This is a genomic window from Pedobacter sp. 22226 (genome assembly GCF_052045455.1).
Classification (GTDB): Bacteria; Bacteroidota; Bacteroidia; order Sphingobacteriales; family Sphingobacteriaceae; genus Pedobacter; species Pedobacter jeongneungensis.
On record NZ_JBQEPB010000002.1, the window covers coordinates 609,684 to 624,248 of the forward strand.

At 36.4% G+C, this 14,565-nt stretch carries 16 protein-coding genes and 5 tRNA genes; 18 read left to right on the forward strand and 3 right to left on the reverse strand.

The features are described 5' to 3' along the window. Positions 1–43: 43 nt before the first annotated feature. A complete protein-coding gene (locus ACTJKC_RS06050) occupies positions 44–1,225 on the reverse strand; it encodes a hypothetical protein (RefSeq protein ID WP_440790708.1) in 1,182 nt (393 codons plus the stop codon). 354 nt (positions 1,226–1,579) lie between these two features. Then, positions 1,580–3,331 (reverse strand): lysophospholipid acyltransferase family protein, encoded by a 1,752-nt coding sequence (locus tag ACTJKC_RS06055; protein WP_344849276.1) that lies wholly within the window; start codon positions 3,329–3,331, stop codon positions 1,580–1,582. A 95-nt stretch (positions 3,332–3,426) separates the two neighbouring features. Between ACTJKC_RS06055 and ACTJKC_RS06060 the strand changes: the two genes are divergently transcribed. The 3 genes from ACTJKC_RS06060 to ACTJKC_RS06070 all read left to right on the forward strand — a co-directional run bounded on the left by ACTJKC_RS06060 (position 3,427) and on the right by ACTJKC_RS06070 (position 6,292). Then, a complete protein-coding gene (locus ACTJKC_RS06060) occupies positions 3,427–4,326 on the forward strand; it encodes a ComEA family DNA-binding protein (protein WP_440790709.1) in 900 nt (299 codons plus the stop codon). Between the two features lie 409 nt (positions 4,327–4,735). Continuing rightward, positions 4,736–5,890 (forward strand): acyl-CoA dehydrogenase family protein, encoded by a 1,155-nt coding sequence (locus tag ACTJKC_RS06065; protein ID WP_440790710.1) that lies wholly within the window; start codon positions 4,736–4,738, stop codon positions 5,888–5,890. A 228-nt stretch (positions 5,891–6,118) separates the two neighbouring features. After that, a complete protein-coding gene (locus tag ACTJKC_RS06070; protein ID WP_440790711.1) occupies positions 6,119–6,292 on the forward strand; it encodes a DUF6496 domain-containing protein in 174 nt (57 codons plus the stop codon). A 110-nt stretch (positions 6,293–6,402) separates the two neighbouring features. On the opposite strand, the gene ACTJKC_RS06075 is transcribed toward ACTJKC_RS06070, so the two are convergent. Next, a complete protein-coding gene (locus tag ACTJKC_RS06075) occupies positions 6,403–6,789 on the reverse strand; it encodes a hypothetical protein (protein ID WP_440790712.1) in 387 nt (128 codons plus the stop codon). A 166-nt stretch (positions 6,790–6,955) separates the two neighbouring features. Here ACTJKC_RS06075 and rpsU point away from each other — a divergent pair, with 166 nt between their 5' ends. From rpsU to rplL, 15 genes are all read left to right on the forward strand, one after another. Further along, positions 6,956–7,150 carry a 30S ribosomal protein S21 gene (gene rpsU, locus ACTJKC_RS06080; protein ID WP_025143268.1) on the forward strand — a complete coding sequence of 65 codons (195 nt, stop codon included), beginning with the start codon at positions 6,956–6,958 and terminating at the stop codon, positions 7,148–7,150. A 162-nt stretch (positions 7,151–7,312) separates the two neighbouring features. Further along, complete coding sequence (locus ACTJKC_RS06085) at positions 7,313–8,194, forward strand: tyrosine-type recombinase/integrase (RefSeq protein ID WP_440790713.1); 882 nt, start codon at positions 7,313–7,315, stop codon at positions 8,192–8,194. A 14-nt stretch (positions 8,195–8,208) separates the two neighbouring features. Further along, positions 8,209–8,556, forward strand: a complete 348-nt coding sequence (hpf, locus tag ACTJKC_RS06090) for a ribosome hibernation-promoting factor, HPF/YfiA family (protein WP_025143266.1) — start codon at positions 8,209–8,211, stop codon at positions 8,554–8,556. A gap of 628 nt (positions 8,557–9,184) precedes the next feature. Further along, positions 9,185–9,257 (forward strand) — tRNA-Thr (locus ACTJKC_RS06095). Positions 9,258–9,296: 39 nt separating this feature from the next. Then, positions 9,297–9,379 (forward strand) — tRNA-Tyr (locus ACTJKC_RS06100). Between the two features lie 81 nt (positions 9,380–9,460). Continuing rightward, positions 9,461–9,536: transfer RNA gene (locus ACTJKC_RS06105), tRNA-Gly, on the forward strand. Positions 9,537–9,615: 79 nt separating this feature from the next. After that, a tRNA-Thr gene (locus ACTJKC_RS06110) sits at positions 9,616–9,687 on the forward strand. A 125-nt stretch (positions 9,688–9,812) separates the two neighbouring features. Then, on the forward strand, positions 9,813–11,000 hold the full coding sequence (gene tuf, locus ACTJKC_RS06115; protein ID WP_025143265.1) for an elongation factor Tu: 1,188 nt from the start codon (positions 9,813–9,815) through the stop codon (positions 10,998–11,000). Positions 11,001–11,056: 56 nt separating this feature from the next. Continuing rightward, a tRNA-Trp gene (locus ACTJKC_RS06120) sits at positions 11,057–11,127 on the forward strand. Positions 11,128–11,236: 109 nt separating this feature from the next. Beyond that, positions 11,237–11,434 (forward strand): preprotein translocase subunit SecE, encoded by a 198-nt coding sequence (secE, locus tag ACTJKC_RS06125; RefSeq protein ID WP_025143264.1) that lies wholly within the window; start codon positions 11,237–11,239, stop codon positions 11,432–11,434. Between the two features lie 9 nt (positions 11,435–11,443). Continuing rightward, positions 11,444–11,983: a transcription termination/antitermination protein NusG gene (nusG, locus tag ACTJKC_RS06130; RefSeq protein ID WP_025143263.1), complete on the forward strand. Its 540-nt coding sequence runs from the start codon at positions 11,444–11,446 to the stop codon at positions 11,981–11,983. A 318-nt stretch (positions 11,984–12,301) separates the two neighbouring features. After that, a complete protein-coding gene (gene rplK, locus ACTJKC_RS06135; protein WP_010601094.1) occupies positions 12,302–12,745 on the forward strand; it encodes a 50S ribosomal protein L11 in 444 nt (147 codons plus the stop codon). Positions 12,746–12,765: 20 nt separating this feature from the next. After that, positions 12,766–13,464, forward strand: a complete 699-nt coding sequence (gene rplA, locus ACTJKC_RS06140) for a 50S ribosomal protein L1 (protein ID WP_025143259.1) — start codon at positions 12,766–12,768, stop codon at positions 13,462–13,464. A gap of 2 nt (positions 13,465–13,466) precedes the next feature. Further along, positions 13,467–13,988: a 50S ribosomal protein L10 gene (gene rplJ / locus ACTJKC_RS06145; RefSeq protein ID WP_025143258.1), complete on the forward strand. Its 522-nt coding sequence runs from the start codon at positions 13,467–13,469 to the stop codon at positions 13,986–13,988. Positions 13,989–14,054: 66 nt separating this feature from the next. Further along, positions 14,055–14,432 (forward strand): 50S ribosomal protein L7/L12, encoded by a 378-nt coding sequence (rplL, locus tag ACTJKC_RS06150; RefSeq protein WP_025143257.1) that lies wholly within the window; start codon positions 14,055–14,057, stop codon positions 14,430–14,432. Positions 14,433–14,565: the final 133 nt, after the last annotated feature.

The window sequence follows — 14,565 nt, forward strand, 5'->3', positions numbered from 1 at the left end:
TAAACAATTACTTAACATTAAATTAATATTAAAACGTCAGATATCATCGTTTAATGGGCTCATAGGCATATACTACCTCAAATTTACTGTTTTTCAGGTTTGAGGAGAGCTGTCCGATTTTCAGGTTCTGCGCCTGTGGGGTTGGCTCGCAATAAGAGTATTTTTTACCTTTATAGGTAATGGCTTCACCAACAGGTTTGTCAAACTGTACAGCAATGGTTAAATGTTTGGGGTAGAGTAAGGCAATCATGGGCAGGTTATATATTTCTTTTACCAGGTAGAAAAAGAGTGCTGCCCGGTCATCGCAATCGCTGTAGGTACTTAATAATGTCTGTTCTGGCGAGAAACGTTTTTCTTTACCAAAATTTTCATCATCATCTTCGTATAAAAAGCCATAACGCGTAAACCTCATCAAATAATCAACCCCTTTTTTCTGATCCATGTGCTTTAAATTTTCTTTTAAAGTAGGAATAAGCGAGCTATAAGTTTCTCGGCTTAACGGGATATTAAAATAACTTTCAAAATCGACTATCGGGTAGTTTTTAAAAATAGCCTGCACATCCTCATTTACCTTGAGTTTAAAATGATGTATTTTTTGACGATAACTAAACTCGATGTCTTTTTCCTGGTAGTTTTCAGGCTTGAAATCGGGCATATGCGTAACTTTATACGAGAAGGGATTTTTAGCCTCAGGAATTGAAATTTTAACTGGCTTATAAACGTCGGCCTGTTTAAACAACTTTCCGTAATCATGATAGTTCAGGCACATGTATTTTTTATCTTCAATCATAAAAAATGGTATATCGCTGATGTCTTCCTCATTTCCGACATAAAAAATAACCTGGTTATTGCCCACAGCCAACCTTGCATCGTAACCGCATTTGCTGAGCAAAAACCATTTATATAACGTATAACGGAAATAATTATCGGCTTTCGGGCTGATCAGTTCTGCCGTTTTACGGATGAGCTGGTAATAGATCCAATCGTTTAAATTATACTTTTCCTGATACTTTTTAAGTGAAATAACCAATGGGGTATAATTGCCTGATGATATCCTGGTGTAGAATTTTGAAACCTCAGCTGCATTTGCTGTTTTTGATACCGGAAGATTAACCGTTGAATCTGCACTGAAATTGAAAGTTCCGTTGTAAAAATCGAAAGTGTAGTTCTGTCCCTTTGCGATGGTGGTACTCAACACCAGGCTAACGAACAAAAAGATATTCAAAAAATATATGTAGATCCCTCTTTTCAAACCGCGCCATATTTGGTTACATTAAATTTACCTATTATTAATACAAAAGCAACAATTTCTTTATGTTAAGCAGCTAATCACATTTTATAATAAATTAACATGGGGGTAAGCTTTTTAATAAATTTAAACACAATTAAAGAATTATTGAAATGTGATTTTTAATCACGCTCGCAACATTAAATATTCTATAAATAACATTTCATTAATACCAGCTTAACAAGCCCAGCATACTTTTGTGGCATAAATATTTGGTTAGTATTTATAAAGTTTAGGTTAGTTGATAATAAAAAACCCAGATGGATGTCTGGGTTTTTTTATTGCCTTAAATTATAGGTTTTTGCCGAGTTTTTCCAGCATTTCTGGTGGAATATTATGTGTATCTACCACAAGGAAACCATCCAGACAGTCTGAAAATTTAGGATCAATATTGAAAGAGATAATCTTCGCATTCAGGTTCATATACTGCCTCAACAATACCGGGATTTTAATGTGCGAGTTTTCGATATCGCCAATAATGCTGTCTAAATCCTTGAAAGATTCACTGCTGTCAACCAGGGTATCAGTGGCAATCGGCAATAAATCAGCCTTAAATTTATTTCTGGGTTTAACATATTTCGCCATTTCATAATCGAAATGGTTTTTGGTAATGTAATCAACAATTAAAGCCTTACTAAATTTAGAAAAATTGTTGCTGATACTTACCGGGCCAAACATGTAACGGTACTGCGGGTTATCGATCAGGTATTTTAAAATCCCTTTCCATAACAGAAATAACGGAAGCGGTTTACCCTGGTACTCTTTTCTGATCCACGAACGACCAAGCTCAATTCCCTGTCTTAACATCGGGTAAAACTGGTCTTTCATTTTAAAAAGTTCCGAAAGGTAGAAACCGCGGCGGCCCATACTTTCTAAAATCTCATCGCCTTTACCAATGCGGTAAGCACCTACTATATTTTCAAGGTCCTTATCCCAGATAAATAAATGGTTATAATAAATGTCGTAGTTGTCAAGATCGATTTTCTTGTTTGTGCCCTCACCAACTTCACGGAAAGTGATTTCGCGTAAACGGCCAATCTCTCTTAAAATATTTGGAATTTTTAAGGTTGGTACGATATATACTTCATAGTTTTTTTCCGTCCAAACTTTAAAATCCTCTAGTTTTTCTACTTCTTCTTTAATTAAAACCCTCGAAGTTTCTTCAATTACCTCAACCGGTTTCTTTTTAATTTTGAATAAGTTTAAGGGATTAAAAAGCTTTTTCTCCGTATCCAGTCCAACACCCAAAGCATAAGTACGGGCCCTTAAAAAGTCCATTAACTTATTGCTGCTGTTCATGTGCGAAATTTCAGAAATCGCAATCGGCTTACCAATCCTTACTTTGATGGTACGGCCATGTTTATTTAAAAATTCAGATGGAAGCTTTGCCGTACGTAAAGTTGGGTGAATAAAACTTAAAATATTAAAGAAAACGCCGTTATTGCCATGAAAATAGATGGGTACCACCGGAACTTTTGCTTTTGCAATGAGTTTTCCAACCACAGGGTGCCACATTCTGTCGGTTACCTGCTGTGCATCCAGTTTAAATGTAGAAACCTCTCCGGCCGGAAAAATGCCGATCGGTGTTCCATTTCTAAGCAGATCGAAAGTTGTTTTTAAACCACTGATGCTTGATGAATGCTGAACATTTTCGAAAGGATTAACCGCCACAAAAAACTCATCAAGGTTAGGGATTTTTTTCAATATGAAATTTACCATCACTTTGGCATCAGGCCTTACCGTACATAAAAGTTTAACCAAAGCCAGACCTTCTACACCGCCGTAAGGGTGATTTGCTATGGCAATAAACGGACCCGTTTTAGGGATGCAGTTTAAATCATCCTCGTCAAATTCGATCGAAACACCAATGGTTTCCAATATTTTATCTACAAACTCTAAACCCTTAAAGTGTTGATTTTGAGCGAATACATCATTGATATCATTCAGTTTCATGATCTCCATCATCAAACCTGCCAAACCCGGTACACCTAGCTTATCTATCTTCGTTGCTTTAGCAAATTCGGACGTTGTTATGATCTTCATATAAAATTCTTAGGTTGTTGATAGGCAAAACCTGCTCAGTTTTGCAATCCCAAAAATAAGATTTATATTTATAATACACATGTCATATCGCATCAATGAGAATTTGGCTGAATAAATATTTCGGTTTTAGTAAAGGTGAGTTCAACGGATTGTTGTTGCTGATCCTTATTATTATGGTACTTAAGGCAATACCTGTTATATATGGTTATACCCGGCCGATAGAAAAAGACGACCCAAATCTTTTAGCGCAGCTTCAGAAAATAACCGTTGCTGATGAAAAATATGCAGGCAACCTACGCGACAGGATTGAGAATTCTTATCCAGAAAAAACCATTAAGCTGTTTAATTTTGATCCTAATACTTTAAATGCTGATGGCTGGCAGACTTTGGGTTTATCGCCAAAACAGGCAAAAGCAATTATTAATTACACCAGTAAAGGCGGGAAATTTTTTAAGCCTGAAGATCTGCAGAAAATGTACACCATTTCTCCGGAAATGTATAAAAAGATTTTGCCTTATGTTAAAATTGCAGATCAGGATGTAAATACCTCCAAAAAATATTTCCCATTTGAAAAGAAAGAATATGTTAAAAAAGCACCGGTAATTGTTGATATAAACCAGGCTGATTCTGCAAAATTGGATGAAATAAAGGGAATTGGTGCTGCTTTTGCAAAAAGGATTATTAAATACCGGGAGCGTTTGGGTGGTTTTTATAAAAAAGAACAATTAATGGAAGTTTATGGCTTAGATTCTGTTAAATATGCCGAAATTAAAGACCAGATTTCGATAAGTAGTGTCCCTTTAAAAACAATCAATATCAATACGGCGGTTTTTGATGATCTAAAAAGGAATCCATACCTTTCTTATAAACAGATTAACGCCATTATTCAATACCGTAAACAACACGGCAACTATTCAAATGTAGCTGATTTAAAAAAGATAGCCATTTTAAATCAGCAGGTGATCGATAAAATTGCACCTTATATTTCTTTTTAGAAATTGAATATGGTATAAGGATTTAACCTTGCTGAGGAATTGTGGTTTCCGGCTACAATGTAATACACCCGAAAACAATCTTACCTTAAATCAATATGAAAGCTTGCCGTTTCGTTGGGGACGATATCCGGGTAGCAAATCACCATTGGTTGTTTGCGTTTCGTCCAGTAGGAACGTTTCGTGGAATTTCACCATATCAATCAAAAATCATCATTCTCCTGATTATTCGCAGATTTTTATTAAAAAAATAAAAAAATCTTTTTTAATCTTTTTCAGGGTTTAAAATTTAACCCATAAACTAAATGAACCAAATACCATTTCATTCTGTAATTGCGCAAATATTTAATGGTAACTAACTATCAAATAATTGATTATAATTGCCCAGAACTAACTTAAAATATAAAATTTAATGAGCGTGAGCTTCGATTTTTCAGAAACAGAAACTCAGCAGAATGTAAAGGCTATGGTCCGCGATTTTGCAGAGAAAAACATTCGTCCAAATATTATGGAATGGGATGAGGCACAGCATTTTCCGGTAGCGCTGTTTAAGCAACTTGGAGAATTGGGCCTGATGGGCGTTTTGGTTCCCGAAGAATTTGGTGGCTCGGGTTTGGGCTATCAGGAATATGTTGATGTAATTGTAGAAGTGGCCCGTGTATGTGGCTCAATCGGTTTATCATTGGCGGCACACAATTCGCTATGTACAGGCCATATCTTAGCCTTTGCCAATGAGGAGCAAAAACAAAGATGGTTACCTAAACTGGCAACTGCCGAATGGATTGGTGCCTGGGGTTTAACCGAAGCGAACACCGGTTCGGATGCTTTAAGAATGATGACTACTGCTGTAGAAGACGGCGATGATTATATTATAAACGGTGCAAAAAACTGGATTACCCATGGCAAAAGCGGCGATGTTGCCGTTGTAATGGTAAGAACAGGGGAGCAGGGAAGTTCGAAAGGGATTTCGGCTATTGTGGTAGAACGCGGTACGCCTGGATTTACGGCAGGAAAAAAGGAAAATAAACTGGGGATGCGTGCTTCAGAAACTACTGAAATGATTTTTGATAACTGCCGTGTACCGAAAGCCAATTTATTGGGCAATGTTGGCGAAGGTTTTAAACAGGCTATGAAAGTTTTAGATGGTGGCAGGATTTCTATTGCTGCATTGGCTCTTGGTATTGCAAAAGGTGCTTTTGATGCAGCAGTAGCTTATTCGAAACAACGCCAGCAATTTGGCCAGCCGATCTCAAGTTTTCAGGCCATCAGTTTTAAACTGGCTGATATGGCGACTGAAATTGAGGCTGCAGAATTATTGATCCGCCAGGCAGCTGACTTAAAGAACAGGCATTTACCTATGACAAAGGAATCGGCCATGGCTAAATATTTTGCCTCAGAAGTATCGGTAAGGGTAGCCACAGAAGCCGTGCAGATATTCGGCGGATACGGTTACACCAAAGATTTTCCGGTAGAGAAATTTTACCGCGACAGTAAATTATGTACAATAGGCGAGGGCACCTCCGAAATCCAAAAGATTGTAATCGCCAGAGAAATATTGCAAGGGTAAAAAGTATAAGGTTTAGGGTTAAGGCAAATGCCGATCACCTTATACCTTACATCCTACACCTGCAACCTTATTAAAAACCAAATATATTATGAGTAATCCGGACGGTTTAACCACCTCCGGATTTTTTTTGTTAAAATTTTCAAAACCTCCTAACCGGAATCAATGTTTTGACTAATGACTAATGACTAATGACTAATGACTAATGACTAATGACTAATGACTAAAGCAATGGCAAAATATTCAGAAAAAGCTGGTGATAAAGTAAAAGAAACCATGCACGAAATGAAAGAAGGTAAGCTTAAAAGCGGCTCGGGTAAAAAAGTAACTTCCAAAAAACAGGCAATTGCTATCGGGTTATCAGAAGCCAGAAAAGAGGGTGCGAAGGTGCCGAAGAAGAAATGATTGAATAAATGAATTTCGAATGATTGAGTAAATGAACCGATATGTTGAAAATTAAGTCATTCAATACTTCATTATTTTTCATTCTCTCATTCAATATTCTTTCATTAGCCCTATTGCGGTAAATCTTTCGCAGTTAAAATGCTATCTACTACGTAAACGCTAAATCCTCTCCATGGCAGGGTATGTTTATACTCTTTATAATGTAATTCGAAAAACTTTCCGCTATTGGCCATCATTTTTTCTGCAATTTCTTTATTGGCGATAGAAAATTCAAATTCATTATTTTGTAAGGTACCTGTTTGTCTGGATTTTATTCCGCTCTGGATTAATTTGCCCTCATACGTTTTAAATACATAGCCCTTTTTTACCACATAGTTTAACTCACCTGCTTTCACCCCTTCGCCAAACACAAAGAAATAACGGTAGTAACAAATTGCGATTAATACGATAACAACTATAACTGCGATAATTGAACCTACTTTTTTGCCTGTTGTCATATATGATAATGTATATATAAATGTAGCTAAACAACACATAAGTTTAACTAATGATTTAAATAAAAATTCTTTTTATAAATCTTTCTCGTTTTCAATATTTTGCTTACATTTGCAGCCCGTTAACACGGGAAAATTTAAAAACCACGAGAGGAGGTATTTCAGCGTTATGATCATTATCAACATTAAAGACGGCGAATCATTAGATAAAGCCCTTAAACGTTTCAAGAAAAAGTTTGAAAAAACTGGTGTATTGAGAGAACTACGTAGTCGCCAAGCATACGAGAAAAAATCCGTTGCTCGCCGTACTGAAATTAAACATGCTGTTTACATTCAGAATATGAATCTAGATACAACTTCATAGTTGTTCACGATATAAATGTATTAAAGCCTTCCCAGTGTAAAATCGGGAAGGCTTTTCTGTTTTACAAGAAATCCAAAACTTTACAATAAACAATTAATTAATGATTTCTTTATATCAAAACAATTTGTAACTTCATATTAATGCCCCGAAAAAAGATATTGAATGTTGCTAAAAAGTTTTATTACATATTTAACCCACGAGAAGCGCTATTCTCAGCACACCATTACTTCTTATCAAACCGATTTAGATCAGTTTGAAGAATTTCTTAAGGCATCAGAACTGGATTTTACTGAAGTTAAACACACTCACCTGAGAAGTTACCTGGTTGAGCTGATGGAAAAAGAAAATTCAGAAAATACCATTAACCGAAAAATCTCTGCATTAAGAAGTTTTTATAAGTTTTTACACCGTTCCGGAAAGATCGATCAAAATCCAAGTGCTTTAATTAAGGCACCTAAAATTCCTAAAAGGCTACCGGTATTTGTTGATGCACAAAAAATGGATCATCTGCTGGATTCGGAGCAGTATTTTAATGAAAGTTTTCCCTCTGTTCGCGATCACCTGGTAATCGAACTGCTGTTTGGAACCGGTATGCGTTTAACCGAACTGTTGCAATTGAAAGATACAGATATCGATGTTTATTCGGGAACGATAAAAGTGTTGGGTAAAAGAAATAAGGAACGGATTATTCCCATAAATAAACAGCTTATCAATCAGGTAAATACCTATATCGGACTAAAAAAGTTGCAAAACTTTAATAACAATTTACTTATATTAATCGTTACCAATACAGGTGCAGCGGCATATCCGAAATTAATATACCGTATTGTTACCTCATACCTAAACCACATATCAACCAATGAAAAGAAAAGTCCCCACGTGTTGCGGCATAGCTATGCAACAAGCCTGTTAAACGCAGGAGCAGATTTAAATGCGATTAAAGAACTTTTGGGTCACGCCAGTTTGGCAGCAACCCAGGTTTACACGCACAACTCAATCGAAAGATTAAAAACAATTTATAAACAAGCCCATCCAAAGGCGTAAAAAAAGGAGGAAAAATGAAAATCGGAGTTCAATCAATCCACTTCAGTGCAGACAGTAAGTTGTTAGATTTTATACAAAAGAAGGCAAATAAGCTCGATCAGTTTTTTGACCAGATCATTAGCGGCGAAGTGTATTTAAAGTTAGAGAACGTAGAGGACGAGGCCAATAAGATTAGCGAAATTAAGCTTATTGTGCCGGGAGGTACCCTGTTTGCTAAAGAACAATGTAAATCATTTGAAGAAGCCACTGATCTGGCCATCGAATCATTAAGGAAACAGATCACTAAACATAAGGATAAAACGCGTGCAAAATTAAGTGAGCATAAAGCAATTCTAAGCGAAAGCGAAGCGGCTGATTATTAATAAGCATAAAATTATATAAACTTAAAGGAGCGGTACAGTTAAATGTGTCGCTCTTTTTGCTTGAAGATACCTTTTAAGGAGTAAAAATCGAAAAGATAACTCCCTTTAGCATCGCCATCCAGAGCGGACTGCAACGTAGTCGGGAGATCTTTCCAGGAGATGACTATTTTTTTAAAATTAAAGAAACCGAAAGCATTCTGCGCAGATTTCTATAAATCAAAATCAGTTTTTCAATAGATTCTCTTTAAAAAAATCAGCTTCGCTACATTAATTTTAACTTTTATTGAAATTAATTCAATTGTTATTATCCGCCAATAATTGTGATTACAGATCCTAATCATGTTTTTGAGGGTTACGGGCACAAAAAAAATGAAAAAAAATATTCCATTTTAAGAGATTGATTATTAAGCTTCTTCATCGGTATAATGGTTGTCAATTAAAATAACTTCACTATTTTTTTTCAAATTTATTTTGAAGTGAAATATAAGTGTGTATATTTGCATTCCCTTTCGGAAACGGTGTTAAGCCAGGAAAAAAAGGGTTGTTCTTTAAAAAGATAAAAGTTTTAAAAAAACACGTTAATAGTATGAAAAATGAAGATTTTTCGTATCATTGCACAAAATTTAAAGCCTCCTTAGCTCAGCTGGTAGAGCAACTGACTTGTAATCAGTAGGTCATTGGTTCGATTCCGATAGGAGGCTCTTTTTATTTTAAAGTGTTAGCATTTTAAAGTAAAAGATGGGGAGATTCCAGAGCGGCCAAATGGGACAGACTGTAACTCTGTTATCGCAAGATTTCGAAGGTTCGAATCCTTCTCTCCCCACACTTTAAATGAATGACCAAATGTTTTAATGATAGAATAAATCTCTCATTCTTTCATTTAATCAATCACTAGTTTTTAAAAGCGGAAGTAGCTCAGTTGGTAGAGCGATAGCCTTCCAAGCTATAGGTCGCGAGTTCGAACCTCGTCTTCCGCTCCAATAAAATTAGAAAAGTGGGCAGTTATTGGTTGCGGTTTTAATTTAGTTAAAACAAAAGGCTGGAACTGGAAACTAAAAAGCCGACTTAGCTCAGCGGTAGAGCACTTCCTTGGTAAGGAAGAGGTCATGGGTTCAATTCCCATAGTTGGCTCAGGATAATAAAGCTTTGTTAAATCTGTTTAATATGCAGGGTAGACAAGGTTTTTTGTGTTGCATTGCATCAAAACAATAAATAAAATTAATAAAAAGTTAACCTACTAATTAGTTATAAATAAAATGGCAAAAGAAAAATTTGACCGTAGTAAACCGCACTTAAACATCGGTACAATCGGTCACGTCGATCACGGTAAAACAACTTTAACAGCAGCTATTACAAAAGTTTTAGCTGATGCAGGTTTATCTGAGGCACGTTCATTCGATTCAATTGACTCAGCTCCTGAGGAAAAAGAAAGAGGTATTACAATTAATACTGCGCACGTTGAGTATTCAACTGCAAACCGTCACTACGCACACGTAGATTGTCCAGGTCACGCGGATTATGTTAAAAACATGGTTACAGGTGCGGCTCAAATGGATGGTGCTATTATCGTTGTTGCTGCTACTGATGGTCCAATGCCACAAACTCGTGAGCACATCCTATTGGCTCGTCAGGTTGGTGTACCTTCGTTGGTTGTATTCATGAACAAAGTGGATATGGTTGATGATCCTGAATTATTAGAATTAGTAGAAATGGAAGTTCGTGAATTATTATCGTTCTACGATTTCCCTGGTGATGATATTCCTGTTATTCAAGGTTCTGCTTTAGGTGGTTTGAACGGAGATGCTAAATGGGTAGCAAAAATTATGGAATTAATGGATGCTGTTGATAGCTACATTCCAATTCCTCCACGTTTAACTGATCTTCCATTCTTAATGCCTGTTGAAGATGTATTCTCGATCACTGGTCGTGGTACTGTAGCAACTGGTCGTATTGAGCGTGGTGTAATCAACTCTGGAGATCCTGTTGAAATCTTAGGTATGGGTGCTGAGAACTTAAAATCTACAGTAACTGGTGTTGAGATGTTCCGTAAGATCTTAGATTATGGTGAAGCTGGTGATAACGTAGGTTTATTGTTACGTGGTATTGAGAAAACTGATATCCGTCGTGGTATGGTAATCTGTAAACCAGGTTCAGTAACTCCTCACACTGATTTCAAAGCTGAGATCTATGTATTATCAAAAGCAGAAGGTGGTCGTCACACTCCATTCTTCAACAAATATCGTCCTCAATTCTATTTCCGTACTACAGACGTAACTGGTGAGATCTCACTAGCTGAAGGAACTGAAATGGTAATGCCAGGTGATAACGTTACAATCACAGTTAAATTAATTAACGCGATTGCAATGGAAAAAGGTCTACGTTTCGCTATCCGTGAGGGTGGTAGAACAGTAGGTGCTGGTCAGGTAACTGAAATCTTAGCTTAATTTTAAGCTATAACAATATAAAAAGAGCTGGTTTAGGCTAGCTCTTTTTTATACACACGGGAATAGTTCAACGGTAGAATAGAGGTCTCCAAAACCTTTGATCAGGGTTCGAATCCTTGTTCCCGTGCTTAATATAATGATTGAGTATTTAGATGAGTGAATGATTGAATTTGAAGGGCAACTTTCGGATATTATCATTCACTCATTTACTCATTCAGTCATTCAATAATTTTAATATGGCTAAAGTAGTTGAGTTTATAAAAGAATCGTACGATGAAATGACCAATAAGGTTACCTGGCCTACTTGGGGCGAACTTCAAAGTTCTGCAATTCTTGTTTTGGTAGCTTCCCTTATTATTGCACTGGTAATTTTTGCAATGGATAAAGGGTCTACATTTGTATTGGATACTTTTTATAAATCACTTTCTAATTAATTTTTTCTAATGAGCGATCTAAAGTGGTACGTTGTAAGGGCTGTTAGCGGTAAAGAAAAGAAAGTAAAACAGTACATTGATGCTGAGATCAGCCGTTTAGGTTTCTCTCATTTGGTTCCTCAGGTGTTAATACCAATGGAAAAATATTACCAGATGAAAGATGGTAAAAAAATTGCCAAAGAACGTAACTTTTATCCTGGTTATGTTTTAATCGAAGCTACATTAGATGGAGAGTTAGAGCACATCATTAAAGGCATTAACAGTGTTATCGGTTTCTTAGGCGATAAAGCTGGTAACCCGATCCCGATGCGCCAGGCAGAAGTTAACCGTATTTTAGGTGTGGTTGATGAAATGAGCGAGCAAGGGGAGACCATGAATGTTCCTTATTATGTTGGCGAAGGCATTAAAGTAATGGACGGACCTTTCAACGGTTTCTCAGGTATTATAGAAGAGGTAAACGAAGAGAAGAAAAAACTGAAAGTAATGGTTAAAATCTTCGGACGTAAAACCCCGCTTGAGCTTAACTACATGCAGGTAGAAAAAGAGTAATAATATTATCAAAAATATTTATAAAGCCCCGGATTTACTTCGGGGCTTTTTTTGTGCCTTCTATAAAATTAAGTACGGGCAATAACTATGGCTTGTTAACCGTTAAATACCAATAAGTTCTTAACTTATCTTTCAATAAGGATTATGGTTTAACAGGATCACAAATATTTAATAATTAAATTTTGTCGATACTATTGTTTTACTGTAAGTTAATCCATATCTTTGCAGTCCTTTAAGCTTTATAGGAGCCCTAAGGAAAATAAATGTTACATGCTTCCAATATTTAACATTGAGTTTTAAATAAACAAAAAACACAAAATGGCAAAAGAAGTCAGTGCAATGATCAAATTACAGATCAAAGGCGGAGCGGCAAATCCATCGCCACCAGTAGGACCTGCATTAGGTGCTAAAGGGGTGAACATTATGGAGTTTTGCAAACAGTACAACGCTCGTACCCAAGATAAAGCAGGTAAAGTATTGCCAGTTGTAATTACTGTTTATGCTGATAAGTCATTCGATTTCATCATCAAAACCCCTCCTGTAGCTATCCAGTTAAAAGATGCTACTAAATTACAGAGTGGTTCTGCTGAGCCTAACCGTAAAAAAGTTGGATCGGTGACCTGGGACCAGATTAAAGTTATTGCTGAAGATAAAATGCCTGATTTAAATGCATTTACAATCGAATCTGCAATGAGTATGGTTGCCGGTACAGCACGCAGTATGGGAATCACCGTTTCTGGTGACGCACCCTGGAACAATTAATTAAAAAACAGTTTACAACAGTGGCGAAATTAACTAAAAATCAAAAAAAGGCACATGCTAAAATAGAAGCTGGTAAAGCTTATACTTTGAAGGATGCTGCTGCTTTGGTAAAAGAAATCACTACTACTAAATTCGATGCTTCAGTTGATATTGATGTATCTTTAGGTGTAGATCCGCGTAAAGCCAATCAAATGGTACGTGGTATTGCTACTTTACCACACGGAACAGGTAAAACTGTACGTGTTTTAGCTTTAGTAACTCCTGATAAGGAAGAAGAAGCAAAAGCAGCTGGCGCAGACTTCGTAGGTTTAGACGAGTATGTAGCTAAAATTGAAGGTGGTTGGACCGATGTAGACATTATTATCACTACACCAGCTTGTATGGCTAAGGTAGGTAAATTGGGCCGTGTTTTAGGTCCAAGGAACTTAATGCCTAACCCAAAATCAGGAACAGTAACCAACGAAGTTGGTAAAGCTGTAACAGAGGTTAAAGCAGGTAAAATTGATTTTAAAGTAGACAAAACGGGTATCATACACGCCTCGATAGGAAAAGTATCATTCCCAGCAGATAAAATTTATGAGAATGCACTTGAAATCATTCAGGTAATTTCTAAATTAAAACCATCTGCTGCAAAAGGAACTTATTTTAAGAGCATTCACGTGTCTTCTACAATGAGTCCTGGAATTGCAATTGAAACAAAATCAGTAGCGGGGATCTAATCATGAACAGAGAAGAAAAAAACGAAGTAGTTTTAGAACTACAAGGACAAATGCAAGAGTTTGGCAATTTTTATATTGCTGATACTTCTAGCCTTTCTGTTGAGCAGATCAATAACATCCGCCGCAAATGTTTCGAAGGTGATATCGTAATGAAGGTTGCTAAAAACTCTTTAATCCGCAAAGCGATTGAAGGTTTAGAAGGTGATGCTTCTGAGATATACGAAGCGCTTAAAGGTTCATCATCATTATTATTCTCAAAAACAGCAAACGCTCCGGCTAAGTTGATTAAAGCTTTGAGAAAAACTTCTGATAAACCTGTGCTTAAAGCAGCATTTATAGATTCATCAGTATATGTTGGCGACGACCAGTTGAATAACCTGGTAAGCTTGAAATCAAGAGAAGAGCTTATCGGCGATATCGTTGGATTACTACAGTCACCAGCTAAAAACGTGCTATCTGCGCTTCAATCAGGCGGTAACAAAATTGCAGGAATTGTTAAAACTCTTCAGGAAAGAGAAGGTTAACGAACACCTTAAGTTCGCAAATTAAACAAAATTATTACACACGTAAATTTTTAAAATCTTAATAAAATGGCAGATTTAAAAGCGTTTGCTGAGCAATTAGTAAACTTAACAGTAAAAGAAGTTAATGAATTAGCTCAAATCTTAAAAGATGAGTATGGTATTGAGCCTGCAGCTGCTGCTGTAGTTGCTGGTCCTGCTGCTGGTGGTGATGCACCTGCTGCTGCTGCAGAAAAAACATCTTTTGATGTAATCTTAAAAGAAGCTGGTGGTCAGAAATTAGCAGTTGTAAAACTGGTTAAAGACTTAACTGGTTTAGGTTTGAAAGAAGCTAAAGACTTAGTAGACGGAGCACCAAAAGAATTAAAAACTGGTGTTGCTAAAGACGAAGCAGAAGCTCTTAAAAAACAATTAGAAGAAGCTGGAGCAGTAGTTGAGATTAAGTAATCACTTAACTTAGCTAAGCTAAAAATGTATTAGACACCGACTGAAAATGTCGGTGTCTTTACCTGTTTATAAACATCTCATTTTGTTTGGTTAATGAGCATGGTTAAGGAACGAAACCAAACAAATAGTTTAT

Coding starts and splice junctions, on each gene's coding strand:
- rplL (WP_025143257.1), top strand. CDS start 14,055: ATGGCAGATTTAAAAGCGTTTGCTGAGCAATTAGTAAACTTAACAGTA.
- nusG (WP_025143263.1), top strand. CDS start 11,444: ATGAGCGATCTAAAGTGGTACGTTGTAAGGGCTGTTAGCGGTAAAGAA.
- ACTJKC_RS06070 (WP_440790711.1), top strand. CDS start 6,119: ATGGCAAAATATTCAGAAAAAGCTGGTGATAAAGTAAAAGAAACCATG.
- secE (WP_025143264.1), top strand. CDS start 11,237: ATGGCTAAAGTAGTTGAGTTTATAAAAGAATCGTACGATGAAATGACC.
- ACTJKC_RS06060 (WP_440790709.1), top strand. CDS start 3,427: ATGAGAATTTGGCTGAATAAATATTTCGGTTTTAGTAAAGGTGAGTTC.
- rplK (WP_010601094.1), top strand. CDS start 12,302: ATGGCAAAAGAAGTCAGTGCAATGATCAAATTACAGATCAAAGGCGGA.
- tuf (WP_025143265.1), top strand. CDS start 9,813: ATGGCAAAAGAAAAATTTGACCGTAGTAAACCGCACTTAAACATCGGT.
- rpsU (WP_025143268.1), top strand. CDS start 6,956: ATGATCATTATCAACATTAAAGACGGCGAATCATTAGATAAAGCCCTT.
- rplJ (WP_025143258.1), top strand. CDS start 13,467: ATGAACAGAGAAGAAAAAAACGAAGTAGTTTTAGAACTACAAGGACAA.
- ACTJKC_RS06065 (WP_440790710.1), top strand. CDS start 4,736: ATGAGCGTGAGCTTCGATTTTTCAGAAACAGAAACTCAGCAGAATGTA.
- ACTJKC_RS06055 (WP_344849276.1), bottom strand. CDS start 3,331: ATGAAGATCATAACAACGTCCGAATTTGCTAAAGCAACGAAGATAGAT.
- ACTJKC_RS06075 (WP_440790712.1), bottom strand. CDS start 6,789: ATGACAACAGGCAAAAAAGTAGGTTCAATTATCGCAGTTATAGTTGTT.
- ACTJKC_RS06085 (WP_440790713.1), top strand. CDS start 7,313: ATGTTGCTAAAAAGTTTTATTACATATTTAACCCACGAGAAGCGCTAT.
- hpf (WP_025143266.1), top strand. CDS start 8,209: ATGAAAATCGGAGTTCAATCAATCCACTTCAGTGCAGACAGTAAGTTG.